This is a genomic window from Neorhizobium puerariae, assembly GCF_042429745.1.
Classification (GTDB): Bacteria; Pseudomonadota; Alphaproteobacteria; order Rhizobiales; family Rhizobiaceae; genus Neorhizobium; species Neorhizobium puerariae.
On sequence record NZ_JBHMAA010000007.1, the window covers coordinates 21,761 to 44,419 of the forward strand.

At 61.1% G+C, this 22,659-nt stretch carries 21 protein-coding genes and 1 riboswitch; of the genes, 9 read left to right on the forward strand and 12 right to left on the reverse strand.

The window, feature by feature from the left end; genetic code table 11:
* The first annotated feature begins 461 nt into the window (after positions 1-461).
* Genes ACFFP0_RS04950 through ACFFP0_RS04980 form a run of 7 tightly spaced genes read left to right on the forward strand, consistent with a single transcriptional unit; the run spans position 462 to position 7,775 of the window.
* A complete protein-coding gene (locus tag ACFFP0_RS04950) occupies positions 462-1,901 on the forward strand; it encodes a M24 family metallopeptidase (protein ID WP_377257146.1) in 1,440 nt (479 codons plus the stop codon).
* 50 nt (positions 1,902-1,951) lie between these two features.
* Complete coding sequence (locus ACFFP0_RS04955; protein WP_377257149.1) at positions 1,952-3,208, forward strand: ABC transporter substrate-binding protein; 1,257 nt, start codon at positions 1,952-1,954, stop codon at positions 3,206-3,208.
* Positions 3,209-3,230: 22 nt separating this feature from the next.
* Positions 3,231-4,130: a carbohydrate ABC transporter permease gene (locus ACFFP0_RS04960; RefSeq protein WP_377257152.1), complete on the forward strand. Its 900-nt coding sequence runs from the start codon at positions 3,231-3,233 to the stop codon at positions 4,128-4,130.
* Positions 4,130-4,963: a carbohydrate ABC transporter permease gene (locus ACFFP0_RS04965; RefSeq protein ID WP_377257155.1), complete on the forward strand. Its 834-nt coding sequence runs from the start codon at positions 4,130-4,132 to the stop codon at positions 4,961-4,963. Before ACFFP0_RS04960 ends, ACFFP0_RS04965 begins: the two co-directional genes overlap by 1 nt.
* A gap of 4 nt (positions 4,964-4,967) precedes the next feature.
* A complete protein-coding gene (locus ACFFP0_RS04970) occupies positions 4,968-6,116 on the forward strand; it encodes an ABC transporter ATP-binding protein (RefSeq protein ID WP_377257158.1) in 1,149 nt (382 codons plus the stop codon).
* A 16-nt stretch (positions 6,117-6,132) separates the two neighbouring features.
* Positions 6,133-7,038: an ABC transporter substrate-binding protein gene (locus ACFFP0_RS04975; RefSeq protein WP_377257160.1), complete on the forward strand. Its 906-nt coding sequence runs from the start codon at positions 6,133-6,135 to the stop codon at positions 7,036-7,038.
* Between the two features lie 23 nt (positions 7,039-7,061).
* Positions 7,062-7,775 carry an aspartate/glutamate racemase family protein gene (locus ACFFP0_RS04980; protein ID WP_377257163.1) on the forward strand — a complete coding sequence of 238 codons (714 nt, stop codon included), beginning with the start codon at positions 7,062-7,064 and terminating at the stop codon, positions 7,773-7,775.
* A 6-nt stretch (positions 7,776-7,781) separates the two neighbouring features.
* Here the strand turns inward: ACFFP0_RS04980 and ACFFP0_RS04985 are convergent, their stop codons facing one another.
* The 6 genes from ACFFP0_RS04985 to ACFFP0_RS05010 all read right to left on the reverse strand — a co-directional run bounded on the left by ACFFP0_RS04985 (position 7,782) and on the right by ACFFP0_RS05010 (position 14,594).
* Entirely contained in the window at positions 7,782-8,687 is a 906-nt protein-coding gene (locus tag ACFFP0_RS04985) for a MurR/RpiR family transcriptional regulator (protein ID WP_377257166.1), read from the reverse strand.
* 155 nt (positions 8,688-8,842) lie between these two features.
* Complete coding sequence (locus ACFFP0_RS04990; protein WP_377257169.1) at positions 8,843-9,928, reverse strand: ABC transporter ATP-binding protein; 1,086 nt, start codon at positions 9,926-9,928, stop codon at positions 8,843-8,845.
* A 12-nt stretch (positions 9,929-9,940) separates the two neighbouring features.
* The gene (locus ACFFP0_RS04995; RefSeq protein WP_377257172.1) at positions 9,941-11,458 is read right to left on the reverse strand and encodes a DUF5060 domain-containing protein; all 1,518 of its coding nucleotides are present in this window, start codon (positions 11,456-11,458) and stop codon (positions 9,941-9,943) included.
* Positions 11,459-11,485: 27 nt separating this feature from the next.
* Entirely contained in the window at positions 11,486-12,361 is an 876-nt protein-coding gene (locus ACFFP0_RS05000) for a carbohydrate ABC transporter permease (protein ID WP_377257175.1), read from the reverse strand.
* Positions 12,358-13,239 (reverse strand): carbohydrate ABC transporter permease, encoded by an 882-nt coding sequence (locus tag ACFFP0_RS05005; RefSeq protein WP_377257177.1) that lies wholly within the window; start codon positions 13,237-13,239, stop codon positions 12,358-12,360. Before ACFFP0_RS05005 ends, ACFFP0_RS05000 begins: the two co-directional genes overlap by 4 nt.
* 113 nt (positions 13,240-13,352) lie before the next feature.
* Positions 13,353-14,594, reverse strand: a complete 1,242-nt coding sequence (locus ACFFP0_RS05010) for an ABC transporter substrate-binding protein (protein WP_377257180.1) — start codon at positions 14,592-14,594, stop codon at positions 13,353-13,355.
* A gap of 186 nt (positions 14,595-14,780) precedes the next feature.
* Here ACFFP0_RS05010 and ACFFP0_RS05015 point away from each other — a divergent pair, with 186 nt between their 5' ends.
* Complete coding sequence (locus ACFFP0_RS05015) at positions 14,781-14,999, forward strand: hypothetical protein (RefSeq protein WP_377257183.1); 219 nt, start codon at positions 14,781-14,783, stop codon at positions 14,997-14,999.
* A 52-nt stretch (positions 15,000-15,051) separates the two neighbouring features.
* On the opposite strand, the gene ribB is transcribed toward ACFFP0_RS05015, so the two are convergent.
* The 6 genes from ribB to ACFFP0_RS05045 all read right to left on the reverse strand — a co-directional run bounded on the left by ribB (position 15,052) and on the right by ACFFP0_RS05045 (position 21,191).
* Complete coding sequence (gene ribB, locus ACFFP0_RS05020) at positions 15,052-15,696, reverse strand: 3,4-dihydroxy-2-butanone-4-phosphate synthase (protein ID WP_377257186.1); 645 nt, start codon at positions 15,694-15,696, stop codon at positions 15,052-15,054.
* 114 nt (positions 15,697-15,810) lie between these two features.
* A riboswitch (FMN riboswitch) is annotated at positions 15,811-15,953 on the reverse strand.
* Positions 15,954-16,051: 98 nt separating this feature from the next.
* Entirely contained in the window at positions 16,052-16,861 is an 810-nt protein-coding gene (locus ACFFP0_RS05025; RefSeq protein WP_377257189.1) for a DeoR/GlpR family DNA-binding transcription regulator, read from the reverse strand.
* 93 nt (positions 16,862-16,954) lie between these two features.
* Positions 16,955-18,031: an ABC transporter permease gene (locus ACFFP0_RS05030; RefSeq protein WP_377257192.1), complete on the reverse strand. Its 1,077-nt coding sequence runs from the start codon at positions 18,029-18,031 to the stop codon at positions 16,955-16,957.
* A complete protein-coding gene (locus tag ACFFP0_RS05035; RefSeq protein WP_377257195.1) occupies positions 18,028-19,557 on the reverse strand; it encodes a sugar ABC transporter ATP-binding protein in 1,530 nt (509 codons plus the stop codon). Before ACFFP0_RS05035 ends, ACFFP0_RS05030 begins: the two co-directional genes overlap by 4 nt.
* Positions 19,554-20,177 carry a DUF2291 family protein gene (locus ACFFP0_RS05040; protein WP_377257198.1) on the reverse strand — a complete coding sequence of 208 codons (624 nt, stop codon included), beginning with the start codon at positions 20,175-20,177 and terminating at the stop codon, positions 19,554-19,556. Before ACFFP0_RS05040 ends, ACFFP0_RS05035 begins: the two co-directional genes overlap by 4 nt.
* A 72-nt stretch (positions 20,178-20,249) precedes the next feature.
* Complete coding sequence (locus tag ACFFP0_RS05045; RefSeq protein WP_377257201.1) at positions 20,250-21,191, reverse strand: D-ribose ABC transporter substrate-binding protein; 942 nt, start codon at positions 21,189-21,191, stop codon at positions 20,250-20,252.
* 477 nt (positions 21,192-21,668) lie between these two features.
* On the opposite strand from ACFFP0_RS05045, the gene ACFFP0_RS05050 reads away from it, so the two are divergent.
* Positions 21,669-22,649, forward strand: a complete 981-nt coding sequence (locus ACFFP0_RS05050) for a sugar phosphate isomerase/epimerase family protein (protein ID WP_377257204.1) — start codon at positions 21,669-21,671, stop codon at positions 22,647-22,649.
* Positions 22,650-22,659: the final 10 nt, after the last annotated feature.

Consider the following 22,659-nt stretch of genomic DNA (forward strand, 5'->3'; position numbering starts at 1 on the left):
CGATAATCAGGCGCAGAATGCAGCCCCCGGAACTATGCGCCTGTTCGAGGTTGAGAGGCCCACCGGTTCCACGAAGCCTTGGGATCGTCGGCGACTATCCCTGCAAACGAGGCATTCGGGCCGCTCTCCCGGCTACTCTCTCAATGGTTCGGAAACGCCGGGGGCGATCCGTGATGCCGTTTAATTGGGCAGGGTACGAAATGGCCGATGATGGTTTTCGGCGCTTTTTTGAAACTTTTTTTCCATTTGGCTGTTGGGATGTTTTCCGATAGCTGCGCATTCTCAAAGATATGGATGGTCTTATGACATAGGCCATTGTCTCGTTTAAGTGCCGATTTCGCCTAAAATTTACCGTTGCCTAAATTGTTGGCGATTTGCCTCTCCATTAGCGGTTCAGGCGTCTTTGCAAAATAAATTTCATCGATAATCTATTGTCATCGAAATTATCGACGAGACACGCCATGACTGCCCCAAATGCCGCGCGCATTGCGCCAACTCCGCGTCCCGATGCCCGGTTCGAACATCTTCTTGATGGTTTCGAACCGACGTTCGAATTCGAGCCCGTCGGTCCCTTGCCGGAGAGCGAGTTCGTTGACCGGCTGCGGCGCATCCGGCGGGAGGCCGTCGTGGCCGGCCATGATGTCATCCTGATTCATGCGGACTCCATCGGGTCCTACAAGGTCTCGAATTCCTATCTGCGCTACGTCTGCGACTGGGCGCGCGAGGGCGTTCTGGTCGTGCCCACGGACGACGACAGGCCGCTGACCATGTTCTCGATCTTCAGCAGTTCCGTCCTGCTGCCGCCGGCAGGCGAGCCGGTCCTGGTCGAGGATATCTGGCAGGTCGGCACCTGGGGCCGCGAAACCTACAATCGGCCCGGCAGGACCGTCGACAAGGTGGTCGAGGCCGTCGCCTCCTTCCTGGAGCGCGAGGGTTTCTCCGTCGCGCAGATCGGGCTGATTGGCGATGCGACCTCGACGCCATACTGGAACGGGCTGAAGGCGAGACTGCCGAAAAATTCGTTCGTGCACGGCGAAGCGATCATCGACCGCATGCAGAAGATACGTTCCCCACGAGAGCGGGCGATCGTCCGCGCCGCCGCCCAGCTTGCCGATATCGGCATTCAGGCGGCCTATCATGCCGTCAGGCCGGGAGTGACGGATTATGAGATCTATGCCGCCTTCACCTATGCCCAGATGGCGCGCGGCGGCGAAACCGGAGATGGCTACCAGATCGGCATCAACCGCTATGGCACCCATTGCGGAAAGCCCTATGGTCACGTCGTGCGCAACGGCGATCTGATCAATCTCTATATCTCAGCAGTCATCTATCAAGGCTACACGGCCCAGATCGCCCGCATGATCGCGGTGGGAGACATCACCGAAAAGCAGGAAGAGGTCCTGCAGATGTGCGTCGAGGGCGTGGAGAAAGCCGCCTCCCTCGTCAGGCCCGGCGCGCTGATCTCCGATGTCGCCAACGCCTCTTTCGAGCCCTATATCGCCCGGGGCTACCTGACTTCCGCCGACAGCCGTACCATGCCCTACAATTGGGTTTCCGGAGACGATGGAAAGCCGCGGCTGATCCCGCGCAGGCATGTGGTGGACGAGGATTGGGAGAGCCAGGGACGAAAGCTCATGCACGTCTATCCGGCGACGCTGGGGCCACACAATCCGAATGTCGGCCATTCGGTCTCGATGCAGAAATTCGCCAATTACAACATCCAGTCGAACAACCACGACAAGCTGGAGGAAGGCATGACCTTCGTCCTGCATTCGCAATGGCTGGAGCCGGAAGTCGCCGGCTGCAATGTCGGTGACTGCTACCTCGTCACCGCCGATGGTGCGGAAAACCTGAGCTGCCATACGCCGCTCGCGCCGCACCGCGTCAAGGCCGGCTCATGAGCCGATCACAAGAAGAATAAACAAAAACAAACCTCAGAAGGAGAACTGAAATGCGTGAGAATATCCGCCGCCGCAAGCTTCTCGCCACTGCTGCTGCTCTGAGCTTCGCCCTGACGGTCTGCACCGCGCAAACGGGCCACGCCCAGTCAGGGGAAAAGGTCACCCTGAAGGTCGCCAATTCGCAGTGGCTTGACGCGTTGCGCGGCAAGAACCTCTGGGCGGCCGTCCAGAAATACCAGGAAGTGGCCCCGAATGTTACCCTGGAGCAGGAAGCGATCCCGTCCGCCGAGTTCGCAGACAAGCTGACGACGGAAATGGGCGCCGGCCAGGGCCCGGACATCGCCATCATGCAGGAAGGCCTGTTCTATGCCATGGCCGATGCCGGTTTCCTCGTCGATATCGGCAAGGCCGCCGAGGGCGTCACGCTCAACAAGACGAACGACAACGGCATGATCGACGGCACCCGTTACGGCATCGCGTGGCAGCGTGCGGCTTATGCGTTGATCTACAACAAGCCGGTCATCGACGCTGCGGGCGCGAAAGTTCCGGGCACGGTGCAGGAGCTGATCGAGTCTTCCAAGGCGGCCTCCGCCAGGACGCCGGGTGTCATCGGTTTCACCGCCCGGCACCAGATCAACGACTTCAGCGGATGGTTCATGGATTTCCAGAACTGGGCTTACGGTTATGGGGTCGACTGGGTCGACAAGGATGGCAAGCTGACCGTCGATACGCCGGAAGCGGTGGCCGCGGTGCAGGCCTTCAAGGAAACCTATGCATCGGGCATCATCCCGATCGGCGACAGCATGCCGACGCAACGCACCCGCTTCAAGGAAAAGCATGTCGCTTTCTCGATCGATAATTCGGGCGGCACACTGAACATCGCTTCCGGCGGTGCGCTGCCGAGCTCCGAGATCGGCGCGGCTCCCATGCCCTTCAGATATCCGGGCGCGCATCAGCAGCTTTTCCTGGGTGTCAGCTCGCACAGCGATCACCCGGAAGAGGCGATCAAGTTCCTCGCCTGGCTGGTCAGTAAGCCGGGTCAGCAGGCGCTTCGCGAGGCATCCGGCCCGGATGCCCTGGCAACCGATGTTCCGGTTACAGCCTCGTTCGCGGCCGCAAACCCATGGGCTCCGGCATTCGCGAAACTGGCGGAGACGTCGCGCAGCACGCTCATCCCGGGCCATGAGGTGGAGACGGCCCAGATCATGCGTTTCGTCATGCAGGCGGTTGAAAAGGTGATCCTCTCCAACGCCGATCCCAGGTCCGCTCTCGCCGAGGCTCAAGCGGCCATCGACAAGCAGTTCTGACCTTGTCGCAGAAGGAGCGAGCATGACGGGCTCGAAGATAAGCAAAGGCATGATGCACCTCGTGCCCTACGCCTTCATCCTCCCGCCGATGATCTACCTGATGGTGTTCATGTTCTGGCCCTTGGCGCGGCAGATGTACATGAGCCTCACCAATACGAGGATCATCAATCCCAACCGGGGCCGGTTCATCGGCCTCGGCAATTTCGAGCGGCTTTTCGACGACCCGGCCTTCTATCTCTCCCTTCGGACCACGCTTGTCTATGCGGTTCTGGCAGTCATCTTCGGGGTCGCGCTCGGGGTGATCTCGGCGCTGGCGATCGACCGGCCGTTCAAGGGCAGGGCGATCGTGCGCGCCATTCTTCTCTTCGGCTGGGCGGTGCCTAACGTCGCCGCCTCGCTGATCTGGCTGTGGATGTACAACGACCGTTCCGGCGTCTTCAACCGGATCACGGATTTCGCCGGCCTGGGGCGCTTTCCCTGGCTGACCAGTACCGACATGGCGCTCGGATCGATCCTGGCGGTCACGGTCTGGCAGGTGGCGCCATTCGTCATGCTCGTCGTGCTGGCGGCGCTGCAATCGGTGCCGCTGGAGGTGAGGGAGGCAGCGCGCATCGACGGCGCCGATGGGCTCAGCACCTTCCGGGCCGTGACGCTGCCGCATATCCGGCCTGCCGTGCAGCTTGCCTCCTTGCTCGTATGCGTCTGGTCCATTCGGCGGTTCGATATCATCTACCTGCTCACGGGAGGCGGCCCGGTGGGAAGCACCAGCACGCTCGTCGTCAAGATCCGCCAGACGGCGTTCGAAAGCCACGAGCTCGGGATGGCCAGCGCATATGGGGCCGTCGGTCTCGTCCTGGCGCTGGCAATCGCCGCTCTCCATTACGTTGCCGAACAACGCCGCATGAAGTGGATGTCCCGCTGATGTCGTTCAAGAAGCTCACGCTCAAGCTCCTGCGCTATCTGCTGATCGGTGTGCTGGTCGTCCTTGCCGGTTTTCCCGTCTACTGGATGGCGACCACCGCCCTGTCCCCGAACTCGGAACTCTACGGCACCGGACAGATGATCTGGCCGCAGCCGCAGAATTTTCCCGACCTCTGGCGCGAGCTTGGTCAGGTGCCGATCGGGCTCTGGCTGTTCAACACCCTGCTGATCGCGGCGGGCGGCACCGTGCTCAGCCTGACGCTCGGCTCGCTGGCAGGCTATGCGCTGAGCCGTTTCCGCTTCCACGGCAAAGGCCTCGTCGGTTTCCTGCTGTTCATGACACAGGTCGTGCCGGAGGCGCTGATCCTCGTGCCGCTCTATGCCATGTTCATCACCTTCGGGCTGCTGAACAGCCTGACCGGTCTGGTGCTCGCCAATGTCGGCTTCTCGCTGCCGGTCGCCTGTTTCGTGCTCAAGGGCGCGATGGACGCGGTTCCCTACGAGATCGAGGAATCCGCGATCATCGACAATTGCCCGCGTTTCAGCGTACTGACCATGATCATCCTGCCGCTGATCATGCCCAGCATCGCGGCGGCGGCGGTGGTCTCGTTCTTCGCCGGCTGGAACGAATTCCTGTTCGCCTCCACCTTCCTGATGGATCGCGGCAACTGGCCCGCCAGCGTCGGCCTTGCTTCTTTCGTCGGACAATATGAAACGCCGATGTCGGCCGTCATGGGCGCTGCACTGGTCTTCAGCCTGCCGGCCATCGTCTTCTTCCTTCTTATCCAGCGAAAAATCGTCGCCGGCCTGACCGCCGGTGCCGTCAAGGGATAACTCCATGCCCGCTCTGACGTTCAACAACATCTCGAAAAGCTTCGGGGACCATACCGTCATCGAGGCGTTCAACGCCGATATCCACGATGGCGAGTTCCTCGTTCTCCTCGGCCCTTCGGGCTGCGGCAAATCCACGCTGCTGCGCATGATCGCGGGCCTCAGCGGCATCACGTCCGGGGACCTGCTCTTCGATGGCGACATCGCCAACGATTGGGAGCCGAAGAAACGCGGCGTCGCCTTCGTCTTCCAGACCTATGCGCTCTATCCGCACATGACGGTCCGCGAGAATATCGCTTTCCCGCTGATCATGGATGCCTTTCGCAAATGGTATCATCTGCCGATCGTCAATATCATCGCCCGTCACAGGCTGATGAGACGTCCGGATATCGCCGAACGCACGCAGAAGATCGCCCGGCAGCTCGAATTGGAGCCGCTGCTCGACCGGCGTCCGGCGAGCCTTTCCGGCGGTCAGCGGCAGCGCGTGGCGCTCGCCCGTGCACTTGTCCGCAACCCGTCGCTCTATCTGCTCGACGAGCCGCTTTCGAACCTCGACGCCAAGCTGCGCACCCAGATGCGGTCGGAGATCTCGGCGCTGCATCACAAGGTCGGCAAGACGTTCGTTTACGTGACGCACGATCAGGTGGAGGCCATGACCATGGCGAGCCGCATCATCGTCATGAACAAGGGCATCGTGCAGCAGGTGGATACGCCCGACGAAATCTATGACAGGCCTGCCAACACGTTTGTCGCCCGCTTCGTCGGTTCGCCGCCGATGAATCTCATTCCCGCTTCGACGGGAGGGGATGGTCTGAGGCTGTCGGGAAGGCTCGCCGTCGACCACGGCGCCGCCCTGCCTTCGGAGCGGGAACTGACGTTCGGCATCAGGCCTGAAAAACTCTCGCTCCATGCGGCCGGCGAAGGCAGGCTGCCCGCCCGCGTCGCGGTTGTCGAACGGCTCGGCGCGGAGACGGTCATCGGCTGCCGCCTGTCGGCCGGAGAGGACGATGATGACGGCCGCCTGCTGGAAACCGACCTGGTCTTCGTTCGGGTGTCGGGAAATCCGAAAATGCAGATCGGCGAAACCTGTTCGCTGGATTACCGCGCCGAGGATGTCCTGTGGTTCGACATTGATAGCGGGCAGCGCCTGTCCTGAGAAAGAGTGAAAAATCATGCAGAACTTCCACGTTTCCGCCACGGGGCACAGCCTCAACTACCTGCCTGAATACGTCGCCGTATGGCAGGGCTTCTTCGAGGAAGAGGGCCTTGACGTGACGGCGAGCGTGCCCGCGCCATGGGATCTGGTGCTGAGCGATATCGGTTCAGGCAAGGCTGCCGCAGCGCTCGGCGGCATATGGGTTCCTTCAATGTTTCATGGACGTGGCAAGCGATATGTGCCCTTTGCCCAGGTCGCGGCACGCGCGCCGCTGGCGATCGTCGGCCGCGAGAAGCCGGTTGATTTCGACTGGGGCGCCATGCCCGGCAAGGCGATCTCGATGAAGGGCAGCAATGGCGCGAGCGTGGGCCTGTTCGTCAAGCTGGTTCTCCGCGAGCATGGCGTTGATCCTCTGACGGTGCATTTCGTGCAGGATCTCGACGGCAAGATGCTCTCCGACCTGTTTGTGGGCGGCATGGGCGACTATCTCGTCATCGACTATCCCTCGGCCCTTGCGCTTGAGGCCGCCGGTGGCGGTCACGTCGTCGCGCCGCTGGCCATCATGGGCGGCAACGTTCCCTGGAGCGTCTATTATTCCGATGGCGAGGCCGACAACGCCGGCCTGGATACGCACGTCCGCTTTGCAAGGGCGCTGGGGCGCAGCATGGAGTGGATACTTGCCTGCGATGCGGAAAGCTATCGGGACTTCCTGGCGAGAACCTTTCCGAGGTTCTCGCCCGGTCTTCTGGTCAGACTGGCGAATATCTACCGCGCCAACGGCATGTGGACGACGCCGCGGATCGATCCGGATGCCTATGGCCGCTGGCAGCGCGGCATCTGCGACGGGTATCTGACGACGGCGCCTATTCCCTATGGGGAATTGATCGACACCCGCCCGACAGCGGCCTTCGCCAAGGCCTGAGACCTTAGAGCAGGACAAAGACGATGCGCATCGCCATCATCAACCCGAACACGACCGCCTCCATGACCGGTCGCATCGCCGCCGCCGCCGCAGCCGTGGCAAGTCCCGGCACGGACATCCTCGGCCGCCAGCCGGCGGTCGGTCCGGAAGCGATCGAGGGACCGTTCGACGGTGCGCTCTCGGTGCTGGGATTGTTGAAGGAGATCGCCGCGGCCGAGGTGGAAGGTGTCGATGCGCATATCGTCGCCTGTTTCGACGACACGGGCCTCGACGCCGCGCGCGCGATGACTGCGAAGCCGGTGGTCGGCATCGGCGAGGCTTCCTTTCATGCGGTCAGCCTCGTCGCCCACAGCTTCTGCGTCGTCACGACCTTGTCCCGTTCGGCGCCGGTCATCGAAGACAACATCCTGCGCTACGGTTTCAGCCACCGCTGCCGCCGGGTTTTCGCGACGGATATTCCGGTGCTGGAACTCGATAATCCTGCAAGCGGTGCATTCGAGAAGATTTCCGACCTCATCCGCAGGAGCATCGACATGGGCGCCGAGGGCGTGGCGCTCGGCTGCGCCGGCATGGCGGAGTTCGCGCAAGGGCTTCAGCGCGAACACGGGATTCCGGTGGTCGATGGCGTCACGGCCGCCGTCGGCCTTGCCGAAATGCTCGTAAGATGCCGCCTGTCCACGTCGAAGTCCGGCGTCTGGGCGCAGCCGACGCGACCTTACGTGCTTGAGAGGTTCTGACCGTTTTCAACGGCTGCCGCTCGTCTGCGGGGTCGATACGTCGTCCAGCAGCTTGACCAGCCGGTCGATCTTTTCGTAGCGTTTCAGGCTTTCCTCGCCCATCGCCGTGGCGACGCTCCATGCGAGGTAGTTGACGATCGTCAGCGCCGCCACGAACGAGTTGAACGGGGAGGGCGACTGGCATCGGCAGCGCAGCACATGTTCGGCTGCCTTTGCGCTCGCCGCGGCGCTGAGATCGGTAATCAATACCGTCACCGCGCCCGCGGCCCGCGCTTCCTTGATGATGGTGGGCAGGAGGCGCGGCCGTCGGCGAAAGGCTATGACCAGCAGCACGTCGCCCCTGGCGATCGAGGCTATTTCATGGGAATAGCTGGCGCCGCCGGCGGGAAGGACCTGCACGTCGTTCTTCATCAGCGTGAAATAGTGAGCCGCCTGATGGGCGAGGCCGTAGCCGCTGCGCAATCCCATGATCCATACACGGCGCGCCTTGACGATCGCGTTGCTGACGTCCTTCAGCATCTTGCCCGACAGGCCTTCGGCCGTGGCCCTGATGTTGTCGATGTCCATCTGCACGGTCTGGGCGATCGAAGCCTCCTCGGACGGCGCGCGATCGGGGTCGGCGAGGCCTCCCCGGGGCGAGCCCCAATGCTGGTCCGCCCGGATTTGCCGCTTCGCATCGGGATATGTCTTGTAGCCGAGGGTTCGTATCAGGCGGGCGGCAGTCGCTTTCGAAACATGGGCCTTGTCGGCCAGTTCTCCCGCCGTATAGCTCGGCAGGTCCATCTGATATTGCAGAAGAACGTCGGCGAGACGTTTTTCTGCCGGGGAAAGCGTCGAATAGATCGCATAGATACGGGCTTCGAGAGAGCGGCCGGACTGCTGCTGGATGGACGACTTACCGGAAGATTTCACGGCTGCTCCTTTGCCCTGAAGAGCTTGCCGATTTACGACGAAAACCGTCTACCGACAAGTTGGGGCCGGTTCCGGCGAAGGGCGGAATGACAGCAGGGCAGCTGCTTCTCGGCGGTTCCCAGACGGCTTACTCGCCCGCCCGGGAATTTTCCACCCTAGGCTACATGCGCGCGGCCGGGTGCCGCTTCCGGAAGGCGCGCTTCGCTGACGGGATCGAAGAAATGGATCTTGGGCGATGAGATCGAGATGTGAATCTCCTGTCCGGAAGCAAAGTCTACCCGATCGTTGACGACGCAGGTGACCTCGATGCCGCCGACCTCCGCCAGAACATGCGTGTCGGCGCCCGTCGGTTCAACGACTTTCACGACCGCCGGCGTGCCGCCTTGGGCATTCACCGCGACATCCTGCGGGCGAATGCCGACGACAACATCGCCGGTATGGGAGCCTGGAACGGAGGAAAGCGCCAGGCGCTGGCCTTCCCCTATACGCAACGATTGCCCATCCAGGACGCCACGCAGGAAGTTCATCGATGGAGAACCGAGGAAACCGGCGACGAACATGTTCTGGGGACGATCGTACAATTGCAGCGGCGTGCCGATTTGTTCGATGCGCCCTCCGCGAAGAACGACAATGCGGTCCGCCATCGTCATGGCCTCCACCTGGTCATGCGTCACGTAGACGATCGTCGAGCCGAGCCTTTGATGGAGAGCCTTGATTTCCGCCCGCATCTGGACGCGCAGCTTGGCGTCGAGGTTGGAAAGCGGTTCGTCGAAGAGGAAGACGTCGGGATCGCGCACGATTGCCCGCCCCATCGCGACGCGCTGCCGCTGCCCGCCGGAAAGCTGCGACGGCTTGCGCTGCAGAAGTGGCTTCAAACCGAGGATTTCTGCCGCTTCCTCCACCTTCTTCTGGATTTCGGCCTTCTTCATGCCGGCGATTTCCAGCGAAAAGCCCATATTCTGGGCGACAGTCATTTGCGGATATAACGCGTAGTTCTGGAACACCATGGCAATGTTGCGTTCCTTCGGGGAGAGCGCATTGACGACGCGCCCCCCGATATCGATGCGTCCGCCGGAAATGTCCTCAAGCCCCGCAATCATCCGCAAGAGGGTTGACTTGCCGCAGCCGGACGGCCCGACGAGGATCAGGAATTCCCCATCGGCGATGTCGATGGAGACACCTTGCACCACGTCGAGAGCGCCGAAACTCTTGCGCAGATTGGAGACCTGAACCGTTGCCATGGGAGATGCTCCTTAGTGCTTCTTGCGCGGGCGGATGCGCACCGCGAGATAGGGTTTGCCCGGAAGTTTCAGCCCGAACGCCGCTGTAAACGCATTCGTGATGTGAGAGCCGCCGGTGATGCGCTGCGGATGGACCTTCGGCAGGGGCCCTTTTTCCAAAGGCGTGATCGTCATGTTCCAGACGTCGATCAGGTCGATTTCCCAGTCGCCATCCTTTTCCGGCAGCCCGAGGGCCCATTCCACCGGCTGGTGTTCCGAGAAATAGATGTAACGGACTTCGCCATCATGGACCGCGGACACGCGCTTGTAGGTCTGGCCGCGTTCCAGCAAGGGGGTCAGGCCGTTGACCGCGTCCTCTTCCAGGAGCTTGCGCAGGAAGGCGATGCGGGGTGGGGCCTCGCCGCGCAGGACGCCGCCCTTGGCCCACCAGAGTTCGTCATTCTCCTCCATGAAGGTCTCGCCGTGCCCGATATAGCCGCCGCGGCACACGGTCAGCCAGTAGCGGTTGACGAGTTCATGCCCGTGGATATTGCCCCATTCCTTCGGGATATCGCCTTCGTATTCCGGCTCGTCGTTGATGACCGGCTTGCCATAGGCTTCGCGCCAGGCGATCGTCTTCTTGACGTCCCAGTTCTGGATGCAGACGTGATCCACCCACGGCTTGCGATGGTCATAGTTCTTGTCGACATCGCCGTTGTGGATCGATTTCGGATGGCGAAGGGGATCGCCCTCCTCGATGATCTGGAAGAACCGGTCCCAGCGCTCCATCGGCTTCGTGTCGAGAAGGAAGTCGTATTCGTTGGCGAGCGACCACCAGACATTCCTATAGGCGGCAATGCGCGCGACGATGTAGCGGAGGTAACGGAAATCCTGCTCCTCCGTCATCGTGCAATAGCCCCAGCGGTCGTAGGGGTGGAAGAGGATGATGTCCGCTTCTATGCCCATCTCCATGAGACGCCCGATCTGGGTTTCGAAATGCCGGAAGCATTCGAAGTTCGGGCGGTCCATGTCATGCGTGCCGTCCGTGCGCTTTTCATAGACGTCGTGGAGCGGTTCGTTGGTGTTGTAGATGTAATCCTTCGGGAAAACGCCCATGCGGATCTTGTTGAACGGGGCACCGCCAAGCGTCCTGAAGGTTTGTTCCTGCAGTTCGATGGTCTGGTGGGTCCAGGCGTAGCAGGTGGTGCCGAAGGGCAGATAGGGCTTGCCGTCGGCATGGGCGAAATGGAACTGGTTGCGGACCCGGACGGGGCCGTGCACGCCTGGGCGGGCAGGGCCCACCGTCAGCTTCCCGTCGAGGCCGGCGAGTTCCCTTGCGCTGGATGTCGTCGAGAACCGCCATTCGCCCTCCGTGTCCGGGCAGAAACGCACCCTGTAGACGCCGTCGCCGTCGTAGAAGCCGGGAATCGTGACGTCGCGATTGCCAAGCGAGAACGTCGCTCCGAACGATACGTCGAGATAGGGGTTGCCATCGGAGGGGCCTTTGGCGGAGAATTCGAAAACGTCCCAGCGGCCCAATTGGTCAGCCATAGTTAACTCCTTGATGTAACTTGTTGTTCAGCCTTTTACGGCGCCCGATGTCAGCCCGCTGACGAAATATCTCTGGAAGATCATGTAGACCAGGATGGCCGGGAAGACGGTCATGGCGATCGCCGCGTTCAACTGGCCGTAATCGGTCGAGAATTGCCCCTGGAAGGACATCAGGCCGAGCGGCAGCGTCCACATATGACGGTTCTGGAGCAGCACCAGCGCCATCGCGAACTCGTTCCAGGTGGACACGAAGTCGAGAATGAGCAGGGCCGCGAGAACCGGCAGCGAAATCGGCAGGAAGATCCGGCGGAACACGGTTACGTGGGATGCGCCGTCGATAAGGGCCGCTTCCGACAGTTCCTTGGGAACCGCCTTGAAGAACCCGTGCAGGATGAACACCTGGTAAGGCACGCCGAAGGCCAGATAGGGCAGGATGACGCCGGGATAGGTGTCGATCAGGCCGAAGCCGTTTACCAGGGTGAAGATCGGCGCCAGCATGACCTGGAACGGGATCATCGCGCCGAACAGGAAGAAGAGCAGCAGGAGCTTGCCGAAACGCAGCCTGATCCTCGCCAGCGTATAGGCGGCCATGGCCGAGATGACCAGACCGAGCGGCACCTTGATCACCGTGATGATGACGCTGTTCTTGAACGTCGTCGCGAAGTTGCCGCGTTCCCAGGCGCCGGAGAAATTCTCCCATGCGATGGCATTCGGCGGCGTGAACGCATTGCTCGTCATGACTTCGGCGTTCGACTTGAGCGCAGTGAACGCGATCAGCACGACCGGCGCGACCCACAGCAATGCGAAGGTGACGAGAACGATCCAGAGGATGACGAGGAACGGGTCTCTCCGGCGTTTGACCGGAACGGTATCGTCCCCGAGCCGTGTTGCGATAGCCGTCATTCCGCCGCTCCTTCATCACGTTGCGACCAGCGCAGGTAGGGGACGACGATGGTCAGCGTCACCAGCAGCAGAATGACCGAGATTGCCGATCCCCGGCCGAAATCGAAGATCTGCATGGACTGCATGAAGGCCCAGAGCGCCAGCATCTGCGTCGATTGCGCCGGTCCGCCGCCGGTCATGCCGTAGACGATGTCGAAGGCCTTGAGCGAGGAGATCGTGGAAAGCACAAGCACGATGGCGAGCGTGACGCGAAGCGCCGGCAGGGTCACATGCTTGAAAACCTGCCAGCGGTTCGCGCCGTCGATGCGCGCCGCCTCGACCAGCGAGCGGTCGACGCTCTGCAGGCCGGCGAGGAAGAGCACCATCGAGAAGCCGACATATTGCCAAGTGTAGGCAATAAACATGGAATAGAGCGCGATCTCGCGGTCGCCTAGCCAGTCCTTGATCCAGGCCTGCAGGCCGAAATTGGTCAGCACCTGATTGAACAGGCCGAAGAACGGATCGTACATCCACCGCCACATGGTCGCGACGGCGATCGGGGCGATGATGACCGGCAGATAATAGATTGCCCGCATCGGCACCCGGCCGAAAAGCTTCTCGTTGAGGCCGAGCGCCAGCAGAAGGCCGATCGTGGGCGGGAAGATGACCGCCAGGAAGGTCCAGGTGATGGTATTGCGAAGCGCGACCCAGAACACGGTGTCGCTCGTGAGGATGTACCGGTAGTTTTCGATCCCCACCCATTCCCGCTGGGGATCGAGGCCATTCCAGTGTTGGAAGCTCAGGATGACGACCTCGATCATCGGCCAGATCGCAAACGTCGCATAGACCGCGAATGCCGGTCCGATCAGCATGAGGGCCTGGGCCCGTGAGGATTGCATGACTTTGGAATTCAACATTGGATACCCGCTTGTCCGAAACCTGACCCGGCAGTGCGGGTCACGGTCTCCGCAGCGGCTGCAACCGGCCGCGGAGACATCAGATCGTGGCCGATTTACTTCTTGCGGTTACCGATGAATGTCTGCATCGCGTCCGAGGCCGCCTGGGGCTGGAGCTTGCCGGTCGCGACATCGTTGATGACGCGGAAATATTCCGTCGTGACATCCAGCGGAAACGCCTGGTCGCCGTTCACGAACGTGCCCTTCGCATCGGCGAAGATGGTCGTCCATTCCTTGTGCGTGGCGGGCGCATCGGCCTTCAGCTTGACTTCCTTGTTGACCGAGAGCGCGCCGAACACGCCGGCGATCTCGGTCTGGAACTCGGTGGACGTGAACAAGTTGATGAATTCCGCTGCAAGGTCGGGCTTGCTGGTCTTCGACGAGACGTAGAAATACTCGGCAAAACCGTAGAGGCGGCCTGTGCCGTTCGGGAACGGGAAGACATCGTAGTCGTCGACATTGCCGCCCTCCCTGATCTGCGAGACCAGCCAGTCGCCCTCGAGCATCATGGCCGCGCGCTTCGCCAGGAACAGGGAGAACGATTGCTGCTGATTGACGCCCATGAAGGGCGACAGGATATAGTTCTGGCCCCACATCTGCATTTCGGTGAATGCCTTGGTGGCGCACTCGGTCTTGCTCCAGTCGACCTGCATCGACTTCAGCTGGTCGTGCAGCTGCGCGCCGCATGTTGTCTCAAGAATCTCGTCCATCAGGCGCATCAGGTGCCAGTTGACCGAACCGCCGAAGGTGAATGCCGGGATGCCTGCTGCCTTCAGTTTTTTCGCCGCCGCGACGAGATCGTCGTAGGTCTTGGGCTCTTCGGTGATGCCGGCCTGCTTGAACATCGCCTTGTTGTAATAGACCCCTTCGCCGGAGAAGCGGAAGGGCACGCCGTGCTGGCCCGATCCATAGCTCTTGGAGAATGCGAGCGACGGCGCCGTCAGCCGGTCGTTCCAGCCATACTTCGTGTAATACGAAGTCGCGTCCTTGCTGAGGCCGGCTTTCACATATTCGCCGCCAAGGCCGAGGCCGGCCCAGCTCATGTAGACGTCCGGCCCCTTGTCCGATCCGGCCGCCACGCGGAGCGCGGTCTTGTGCTCGTCCACGCCGCGCATGACGATCTCGACCTTCACGCCCGGGTGCGATTTTTCGAATTTGTCTGCGGCGCTGCGGAGTGCCTTGACCTGCGAATCCGCGGAATAACTGATCGTCCAGACCGTCAGGTCCTCGGCCTTCGCGGTGCCTGCTGCAGCGATTGCCAATGTCGTGCTGGCCAATAGAACTTTGAAAGCGTTCACGTGATCTCCTCCCTTTAGATCATTGAGCCCTTCAAAGCACACTAACAATCATTTTCGATTTATGTCAAATCTTTTCGTTTGGCTTTGTTTTGTCGGTGCAAAGTAGCGGGATGCCTGTCTTTTGCGCGCAAATAGGGGCGCTTCGCGGGCGACCGCTTTTCGATTGGATGCAGGTGGAGTCTTTGGGTGGCCGAAAGGAAAACCATCGATGCCGGCACGCGGAGCGCGCAGGCCCAGGATCGCAAAGGCAAGGCAGGCCCTTGTGTCGCTGCCATCGAGGCGCGGTGCTGCAATTCAGGGTCGATCACGGATCATCGCATGATCGCCGTCGCTACGCTCTGCGACGACGATCATTCGTGTGACGGGGTTTCCGGGCAGGGCACCGATGCCGTCCAGGCGCCGTAGTGATGCTTGGACGGCGATAATCGGGTGAACTGACTGTCCGTGGAAGTTCGGATCAGGCCGCAGTCAGTGCCGCGTCTCTCAAGACATCACTCCGCGCCTGCAAATGGCGGATGAGATCCTCGATCGTGATCACCAGCAATCCGTGCTTTTCCGCAAAAGCCTCGAGTTCCGGCAAGCGTGCCATGGTGCCGTCGTCATTGGATATTTCACAGATGACACCCGACGGAAACCTGCCTGCAAGGCGGCAAAGATCGATTGCCGCTTCGGTGTGGCCGGGACGCCCGAGAACGCCGTTCGGATTTGCCCTCAACGGGAAGATATGGCCGGGTCGTGCGAAATCGGCGGGACGGGCATGCGGATCGACAAGGGCCTTGACCGTGGCGGCGCGATCGGCGGCCGATATGCCGGTGCTCGTCCCGGGGATATAGTCGACGGATACGGTAAAGGCCGTCTTCATCGACTCCGTGTTTTTCGGAACCATCAGCGGGATATCGAGTTCGTCCAGGCGGTTGTGGTCCATCGCAACGCAGATGAGGCCACGGGCCTTGTTCATCATGAACGCTATTTTTTCTTCCGTCGCGTATTCGGAAGCGAAGATGAGATCGCCTTCGTTTTCGCGATTCTCGTCATCCACCACGACCACCATTTCGCCTCTGGCGATGGCGGCGATGGCATTTTCTATTCTGGAAATCGGCATGTACAAGTCTTTCAAGGGTTAAGCCGGTTGAGGCTGTTGTTGCATCGGCTTGCGCCGACAAAACTTCCCTTGGGCGAACAAGCGACACGAGCGGCCCGTTTAAAGGCCGCCGCGCGTTGGTCTCTTCCATCCGGACTATACCGTCGGCTCCGGCATCTCACCGGATCTGCTGACCTTCCATTGACGGAAGCGCTCGCGGGCTTCGGGAAAATCCCGATACCGCCGGTGGGGAATTTCACCCCGCCCTGAGAACAACAGAAATGTATTTCAACAAATGCACGGATTGCAACCCTCCGGCATGCCCTGCGGAAACGGAAACGAAGGAAAATATTGCGGCTTGAAGACCCGTGGAGCCTTATTTTGCTATCAGGACCTCGATGCCGCGTTTTTCGAATTCTTTCGCGTCGCGGTCGGAGATGCCGTCGTCGGTTATGAACGAATTGATCACGTCGAGCGAGCCGAGGCGCGTGAACGACGATCGGTTGATCTTCGTGGAGTCGGCGACGAGGTAGACATGCGCGGCAGCCTTGATCATGGCCTCCTTGAGCTGGAGGTCCGCGAAGCTTGGATAGGTCAGCCCCGCGTCGAGCGCCACGCCGGCGGTTGCCAGGAACAGCTTGCCGGCAAAGATATTCCGGAAATACTCGACCGACTTGTCGCCGGAAAGGGAAAGCGTCGGCGACTTGAACTGGCCGCCCGGCATGTGGACTGCCATCGTCGGGACGGCTCCCAGGATGATCGCGATATTCAGGGCATTGGTGATCAGCGTGAGGTCGCGACGATTGGTGAGCCGCATGGCGATCTCGGTCGTGGTCGTGCCGGCGTCGAGTATCAGCGTCTCGCCGTCCTTCACAAGGCTTGCCGCGAGAGCGCCGATGCGGCGCTTCTTATCCATGTTCTCCTGGTGATGGAGTGTCATGGTTCCGGTCTGCGGCGGCGCCGTGTTCAGGTAGGCGCCACCGTGCTCGCGCGTGATGAAACCGTCGTTCTCAAGCCTTTCGAGATCCTGGCGAATGGTGGCTTCCGATACATGGAAGGCGCCTGCCAGTTCTCTGACGCGCGCCGAACCTTCTTCCTGAAGCCATTCGAGGATGCGCCGGCGTCTGGGCTCCGATAACAGGCCGATCATCGAGTCCGAGGCATCATGCTCGTCTTTTGCTTCCATTTGGCTCTGCCTATTCATGAAACCGCGACCGATCGAAAATATTCGACTCTCTTTCCCGGAATCCTTACAGCAACGGCTTGAAGCTTCAAATCCTCAATTGAGGTTTTGCTGCAGGACGACCCGCGCCTGAAGTTTCTGCTGGATCTGGTCCACGACCACGGCGGCGATGATGACCAGTCCCTTGATCACCGTCTGCCAGAATGACGAGACGCCCATCATGATCAAGCCGTCTGCGAGGATGCCGATGACGAACGCGCCGACGATGGTACCTCCGATGCGTCCGCGTCCGCCTGACATGGACGTTCCGCCCAGCACGGCCGCGGCGATCGCGTTGAGTTCGAAGGTCTCGCCCGTCGCAGGATGGCTGGCCTGGAGCTGGGAGGAGATGATCAGGCCGACGAGCGCTGCGCAAAGGCCGGAGAACATGTAGACGAACAGCTTGATGCGGTCGACGTTCACCCCGGAAAGCGCCGCTCCTCGTTCATTGCCGCCAACGGCATAGATATGACGGCCAAGAGGTGTCCGGCTCGCCAGGTAGGCCGCGGCAAGAGCGACGAACACCATGATCCAGACGGAAACCGGCAGGTTGAAGAACGTACCGGACCCGATCACGCGGAACGTGTCCGATCCGTATTCGGGATTGCCCGCAAGGTTCGGGAATGTCCTGCCGTCGGAGAACAGAAGGGCGGCGCCGCGCGCCACGTAGAGCGTGCCGAGCGTCGCTATGAAGGGCGCCACGTTGAGCTTCGTGATCAACAGCCCGTTGATCCAGCCGATGAGGACGCCGGCCACCAGCACGATGAGGCAGATCTCGATGGTGTCGAACTGGATGCTGTATCCGATGCCCAGGAAGCCGAGGTCGATTCCGTAGAGCACAAGATAGCCGGCCACCATGGCGCAAAGGCCGACGATGGAGCCGACCGACAGATCAATGCCGCCGGCGATGATGACGAAGGTCATGCCGATGGCCAGCAGCGCATTCAGCGCGACATGCTTCGAGATGATCAGCATGTTGGCCGCCGTCAGGAAATTCGGGGCGGCGATCGCGAAGAAGGCGAAGACCAGGATCAGCGCAACGAACGTTCGCATGTGCAGAAGCAGAAGCAATGCCGATGTCTTGCGGCCTCCGGCGACCGTCTTGATGTTGCCTGCGGCGTCGATGCTGCTCATGGTGTTTCAACCCTGTTGAGATTGGGCGTGGCCGCCGAGACGACGTCTGAAGCGCTGGCTCCGGCCGGGAATTGCCCCGTCAGCCTGCCGTTCGCCATGACGAGAATGCGATCGGACAGGGCAAGGACCTCCTCCAGATCGGATGTGACGAAGAGGATGCCGAGGCCGTCCGCCGCCAGCCGTCGCATCGTTCGGAAGATTTCCGCCTTGGCTCCGATGTCGATACCGCGCGAGGGCTCGTCCATCAGCAGGATACGCGGCCTTGTCATCAAGGCCTTGCCGATGACCACCTTTTGCTGGTTGCCGCCCGAAAGGCTGGAGACGGGGTGTTCGAGGCTGGCGATCTTTATGGCCATCCGTTTCACGAATTCGGTCGCCTTGGCCGCCTCCGCCTTCAGGCTCAGATGGAAGACGCGCGTGAAATCGCGGAGCGACGACATCGTCAGGTTCTCACGGATCGTCATGATCTGGACGAGGCCGTCGCGTTTGCGGTCCTCCGGGATCAGGGCGAGGCCCCGGCGAATCCGGCCGGAAACGCTCCTTTCCCGCACCTGCCTGCCGGCGATGAAAAGCCGGCCTGAGGAATTGGGATGCTGGGCCATGATGCATTCCAGCAGTTCCGACCGTCCGGCGCCCATCAGGCCGTAGAGCCCGACGATCTCGCCTTCGCGTACGGAGAGCGACATGTGGTCGACGGCATATCCGCCGGCCGGGCCCGGAAGGCAGATGTTCTCCACCCGGAAGACTTCCCCGCCAAGCTCGTGTTCCACGGTCTTCGGAAATTCCTTCGAGGCGCTGCCGATCATGTTGGCGACGATCCAGGGAATGTCGACGCCTTGCATCGAGCGCGATCCGGTGATGACGCCGTCGCGCAGTACGGTGATGTAGTCGCCGATGCGGATCAGCTCCTCCAGCCGGTGGGAGATATAGACGATGCCGACACCCTGCAGCTTGAGGTCGTCGATCACCCGGAACAGCACCTCGACTTCGGCGGCCGAAAGCGCGGATGTCGGCTCGTCCAGGATCAGGATGCGGGCGTTCTCCGCCAGCGCCTTGGCGATCTCGACGATCTGCTGCTGGCCGATACGCAGGTTGCCCAACGGAGCATCCGGATCGATATTCTGTTCAAGCCGCTTCATCAGCGCCCGCGCCGCCGCGTTCTGCGCCTTTCGGTCGATATGGACACCGCCGAGGGTCTTCTCGTGGCCGACGAATATGTTCTCCGCCACCGTCAGGTTCGGAAACAGGTTGAGCTCCTGGAACACGATGCCGACACCGTGCCTGGCGCCGTCGGTCTTGTCGGCAAAGACCACGGCCTTCCCGTCCAGCTCCATGGTGCCGCCATTCAACTGCTCGACGCCGGCTATGATCTTCATCAGGGTCGATTTGCCGGCGCCGTTCTCGCCGACGAGAACATTCACGGCGCCCATTCTCAGGTCGAAATCGACGTTCTTCAGGGCCTGCGTGCCGGGATATATCTTCGATCCGTTGCGGATGGACAGGCCGATGGGATGAGGTTCGCTCATGGCGAGACCTCGATCGACACCGGCGTGACCAGAGGTTTCTCACCGGATGAGCGGATCACGGTCGCGCCGACAAAGGTGATCCGTTTCCCTTTCAGGCCGATGGTCTCCGCCGGCAGCCTGGACATGGCTTTGTCGTTCAGCGCCCGTCCGAGCTTTGCGTATTCGATCTGGTCGCGGAACGTGGAGAAGTCGTAAAGGTCGGTGGTGTCGCGCAGCGCGGTGCCCTTCACCACCGGCCCGAACTGCAGCGTCGCGTCGCCGCGTCCATCGCCGTCAAGGTCGATCTCGGCCACGCCGGCCTTCGACGCGCGGTTTTCCTCGATCACCGTCGCCGTTCCCTTGACGGGAAAATTCCAGCCGCCGCCGGCGCCGCCAACGCGCACCCCATGGCTTTCGCCGGCCTTGTCGAGGCCGCCCCTGATGGTGTCCCGCAAGGTCGCGAGATCGACCGCCCTGGCATTCAGCGCCGGTACGAGTTTCGCGTCGAAGGTCGTTTCCACGAGTTCGGCGATGGGATCTGAAGCGGCGCCATCGGCGTTGCCGTCCGTGGTCTTCACCAGCTTGCAGCCCGAAAGGCCGGCGGCAAGCAGGCAAGTGGCGAGCAGGATTTTCATCGTCATGGGTGACCACACTATCTCTGCGGCAGGAAGCCGCCCGGAATATCGGTATAGCCCGGGCGGCAAACGGCGGAATTACTTTGCGAGCGCGAAGGTTTCGAGCTTGGACGCATTTTCCGCGTTGACGAGAATGCAATCCATCAATTGCTTCTCTTCCAGTCCGGTCGAGCCTGTCTTGATGAATTTGTCGGCCTGCTCCACCGCAAGCTGGGCCTGCTGGTAGGCGGGCTGGAGCACGGTCGCCTTGATGCCGCCCTTCCTGATCGAGTCGCGGACATCGTTCGAGCCGTCGAAGCCGACAACGATGACATCCTTGCGGCCGGCTGCCTCCAGTGCCGCGTATGCGCCCATCGCCATCGTATCGTTGCCCGAAATGACTCCCTTGATGTCGGGATGGGCCTGAAGGATGGATTCCATGACCGTATAGGCTTCGGTCTGCGACCAGTTCGCCGTCTGCTTTGCGACCAGCTTCATGTCCGAATACTGGTCGATGACGTCGTGATAGCCTTGGGACCGGATACCCGCATTGGTGTCGGATTCTTTGCCGACGAGTTCTGCATAATTGCCTTTTTCGCCCATCAGCTTGACGAATTCCTCCGCGCCGAGTTGGGCGCCCTGGTAGTTGTTCGAGACGATCTGCGACACCGCGACGCCGGTCGTGGTGATCTCGCGGTCGATCAGGAACGAGGGAATGCCCTTGTCCTTGGCCTTGCGGACCGCAGCCACGGAAGCGTCGGCGCCTGCATTGTCGAGGATGATGGCTTTCACGCCGGCGGCGATGGCGGAATCGAATAGCTCGTTCTGCTTGTTCGCGTCATCGTTGTGGACCAGGACCATCGTTTCGTAGCCCAGCTCCTTCGCCTTCTTGGCCGCGCCGTCGGCTTCAGCCTTGAAGAACGGATTGTCGTGGCTTGGCGTGATGATTGCGATAGTGCCTGCGGCAAGCGCTACGTCGGACATGGCGCCGACGAGGCCAAGCGCGACTACGGACATCAGTAGACGTTTGGTGAATTTCATAGGAACCTCCCTGTCGTAAAACCACCCTCCTGTGGTTTATTGCTATAAGCTATCGATTGCTTTCGTTTTATGTCAATATGTTTTTGGTGGCGCCGCATTCACAATTAATGCACCAGCTATTTTGGGCGCTCTGCTGCTGTGCGGCATGATTTTGCGATGCGATTTCGCCCGTCGATCGAAAATGCGCTTGAACACTTCTGTGAATTGTGCGAAATAATGACGGTAAATGAAAGAAATCGAAATCAATCAAAAATTCTGAGAGCCTTGAGGCTGGCGGCCCGCTCTCAGGGAGGATCGATGATGCCGTAAAGGCAATCACATTCGGTTCCGGCATCGGAAGTCGGGCGTGCGTCGCGATGTGCTTGCGCGGTGCGTTCTCGATCGATCATGAACCATTTCCGCCTTGCCGCCCGGCTGCCGATGCTGCGCCGTCGCGCCGGCGGGGCGCGGAGACAGTCAAGTAAACGGAGGAAACCCATGGCTGCACCACGATTTGGAGCCGGTATCTGGCATTTCGCCACCTATCTCGACCGATATGCTACCGATGGCTACGGCGTTCCCCGCAGCGTTATCGACGCCATCGACCTGGCCGGTCAGGTCAAGGACCTCTCGGTGGTGGACATAAACTATCCCTTTTTCGGCGGTGACTTTTCCAATGTCCAGGTCAAGGAAGCGCTGGATCGCAACGGGCTCGGCGTCATCGGCATAACGCCGGAAATCTACACGCGCGATTTCGTCAAGGGCTCGTTCACCAATCCCGATCCCGGCATTCGCCGGCGGACCCATGATCTGGTGACGGAGGCCTGCGGGCAGGTGCGGTATTTCGGCGCCGACTACGTCAAGCTCTGGCCCGGGCAGGATGGCTGGGATTATCCCTTCCAGGTGGATTACGGAACGCTGTGGAAGCATTCGCTCGATGGCGTCGGGCAGCTTGCCAGCGAGAATCCGGACCTCAAGTTCGTCATCGAATACAAGCCGCGCGAACCGCGCGTGCGCATGGCTTTCGGTTCGGTCGCGCGCACGCTTCTCGGCATCGAAAAGATCGGCCTGCCGAATGTCGGGATACTTCTCGATTTCGGCCATGCCATCATGGGCGGCGAATCTGCCGCCGACAGCGCTCAGCTCGCCATCGATTACGGCCGCCTGTTCGGCATGGACGTCAACGACAACTACCGTTCCTGGGACGACGACCTCGTCGCCGGCAGCCTGCATCCGATCGAACTCTTCGAATTCTTCCACGTACTCAGGAAGAACAAGTGGGAAGGCGTCTGGCAGCTCGACCAGTTCCCGTTCCGCGAGGACAGCGTCGCCACGGCCAATCACGCCATCGATTTCCTGAAGGCGGCTGCCAAGGGCCTGGATGCGCTCGACGTCGACGCACTTGAGGAAGCGCAGGCCCGCCATGACGCGATCGGCGCGCTGAAGATCGCCCAGAAGGCTCTGTTCGGCGCCATGTAGGCGCCGGCTG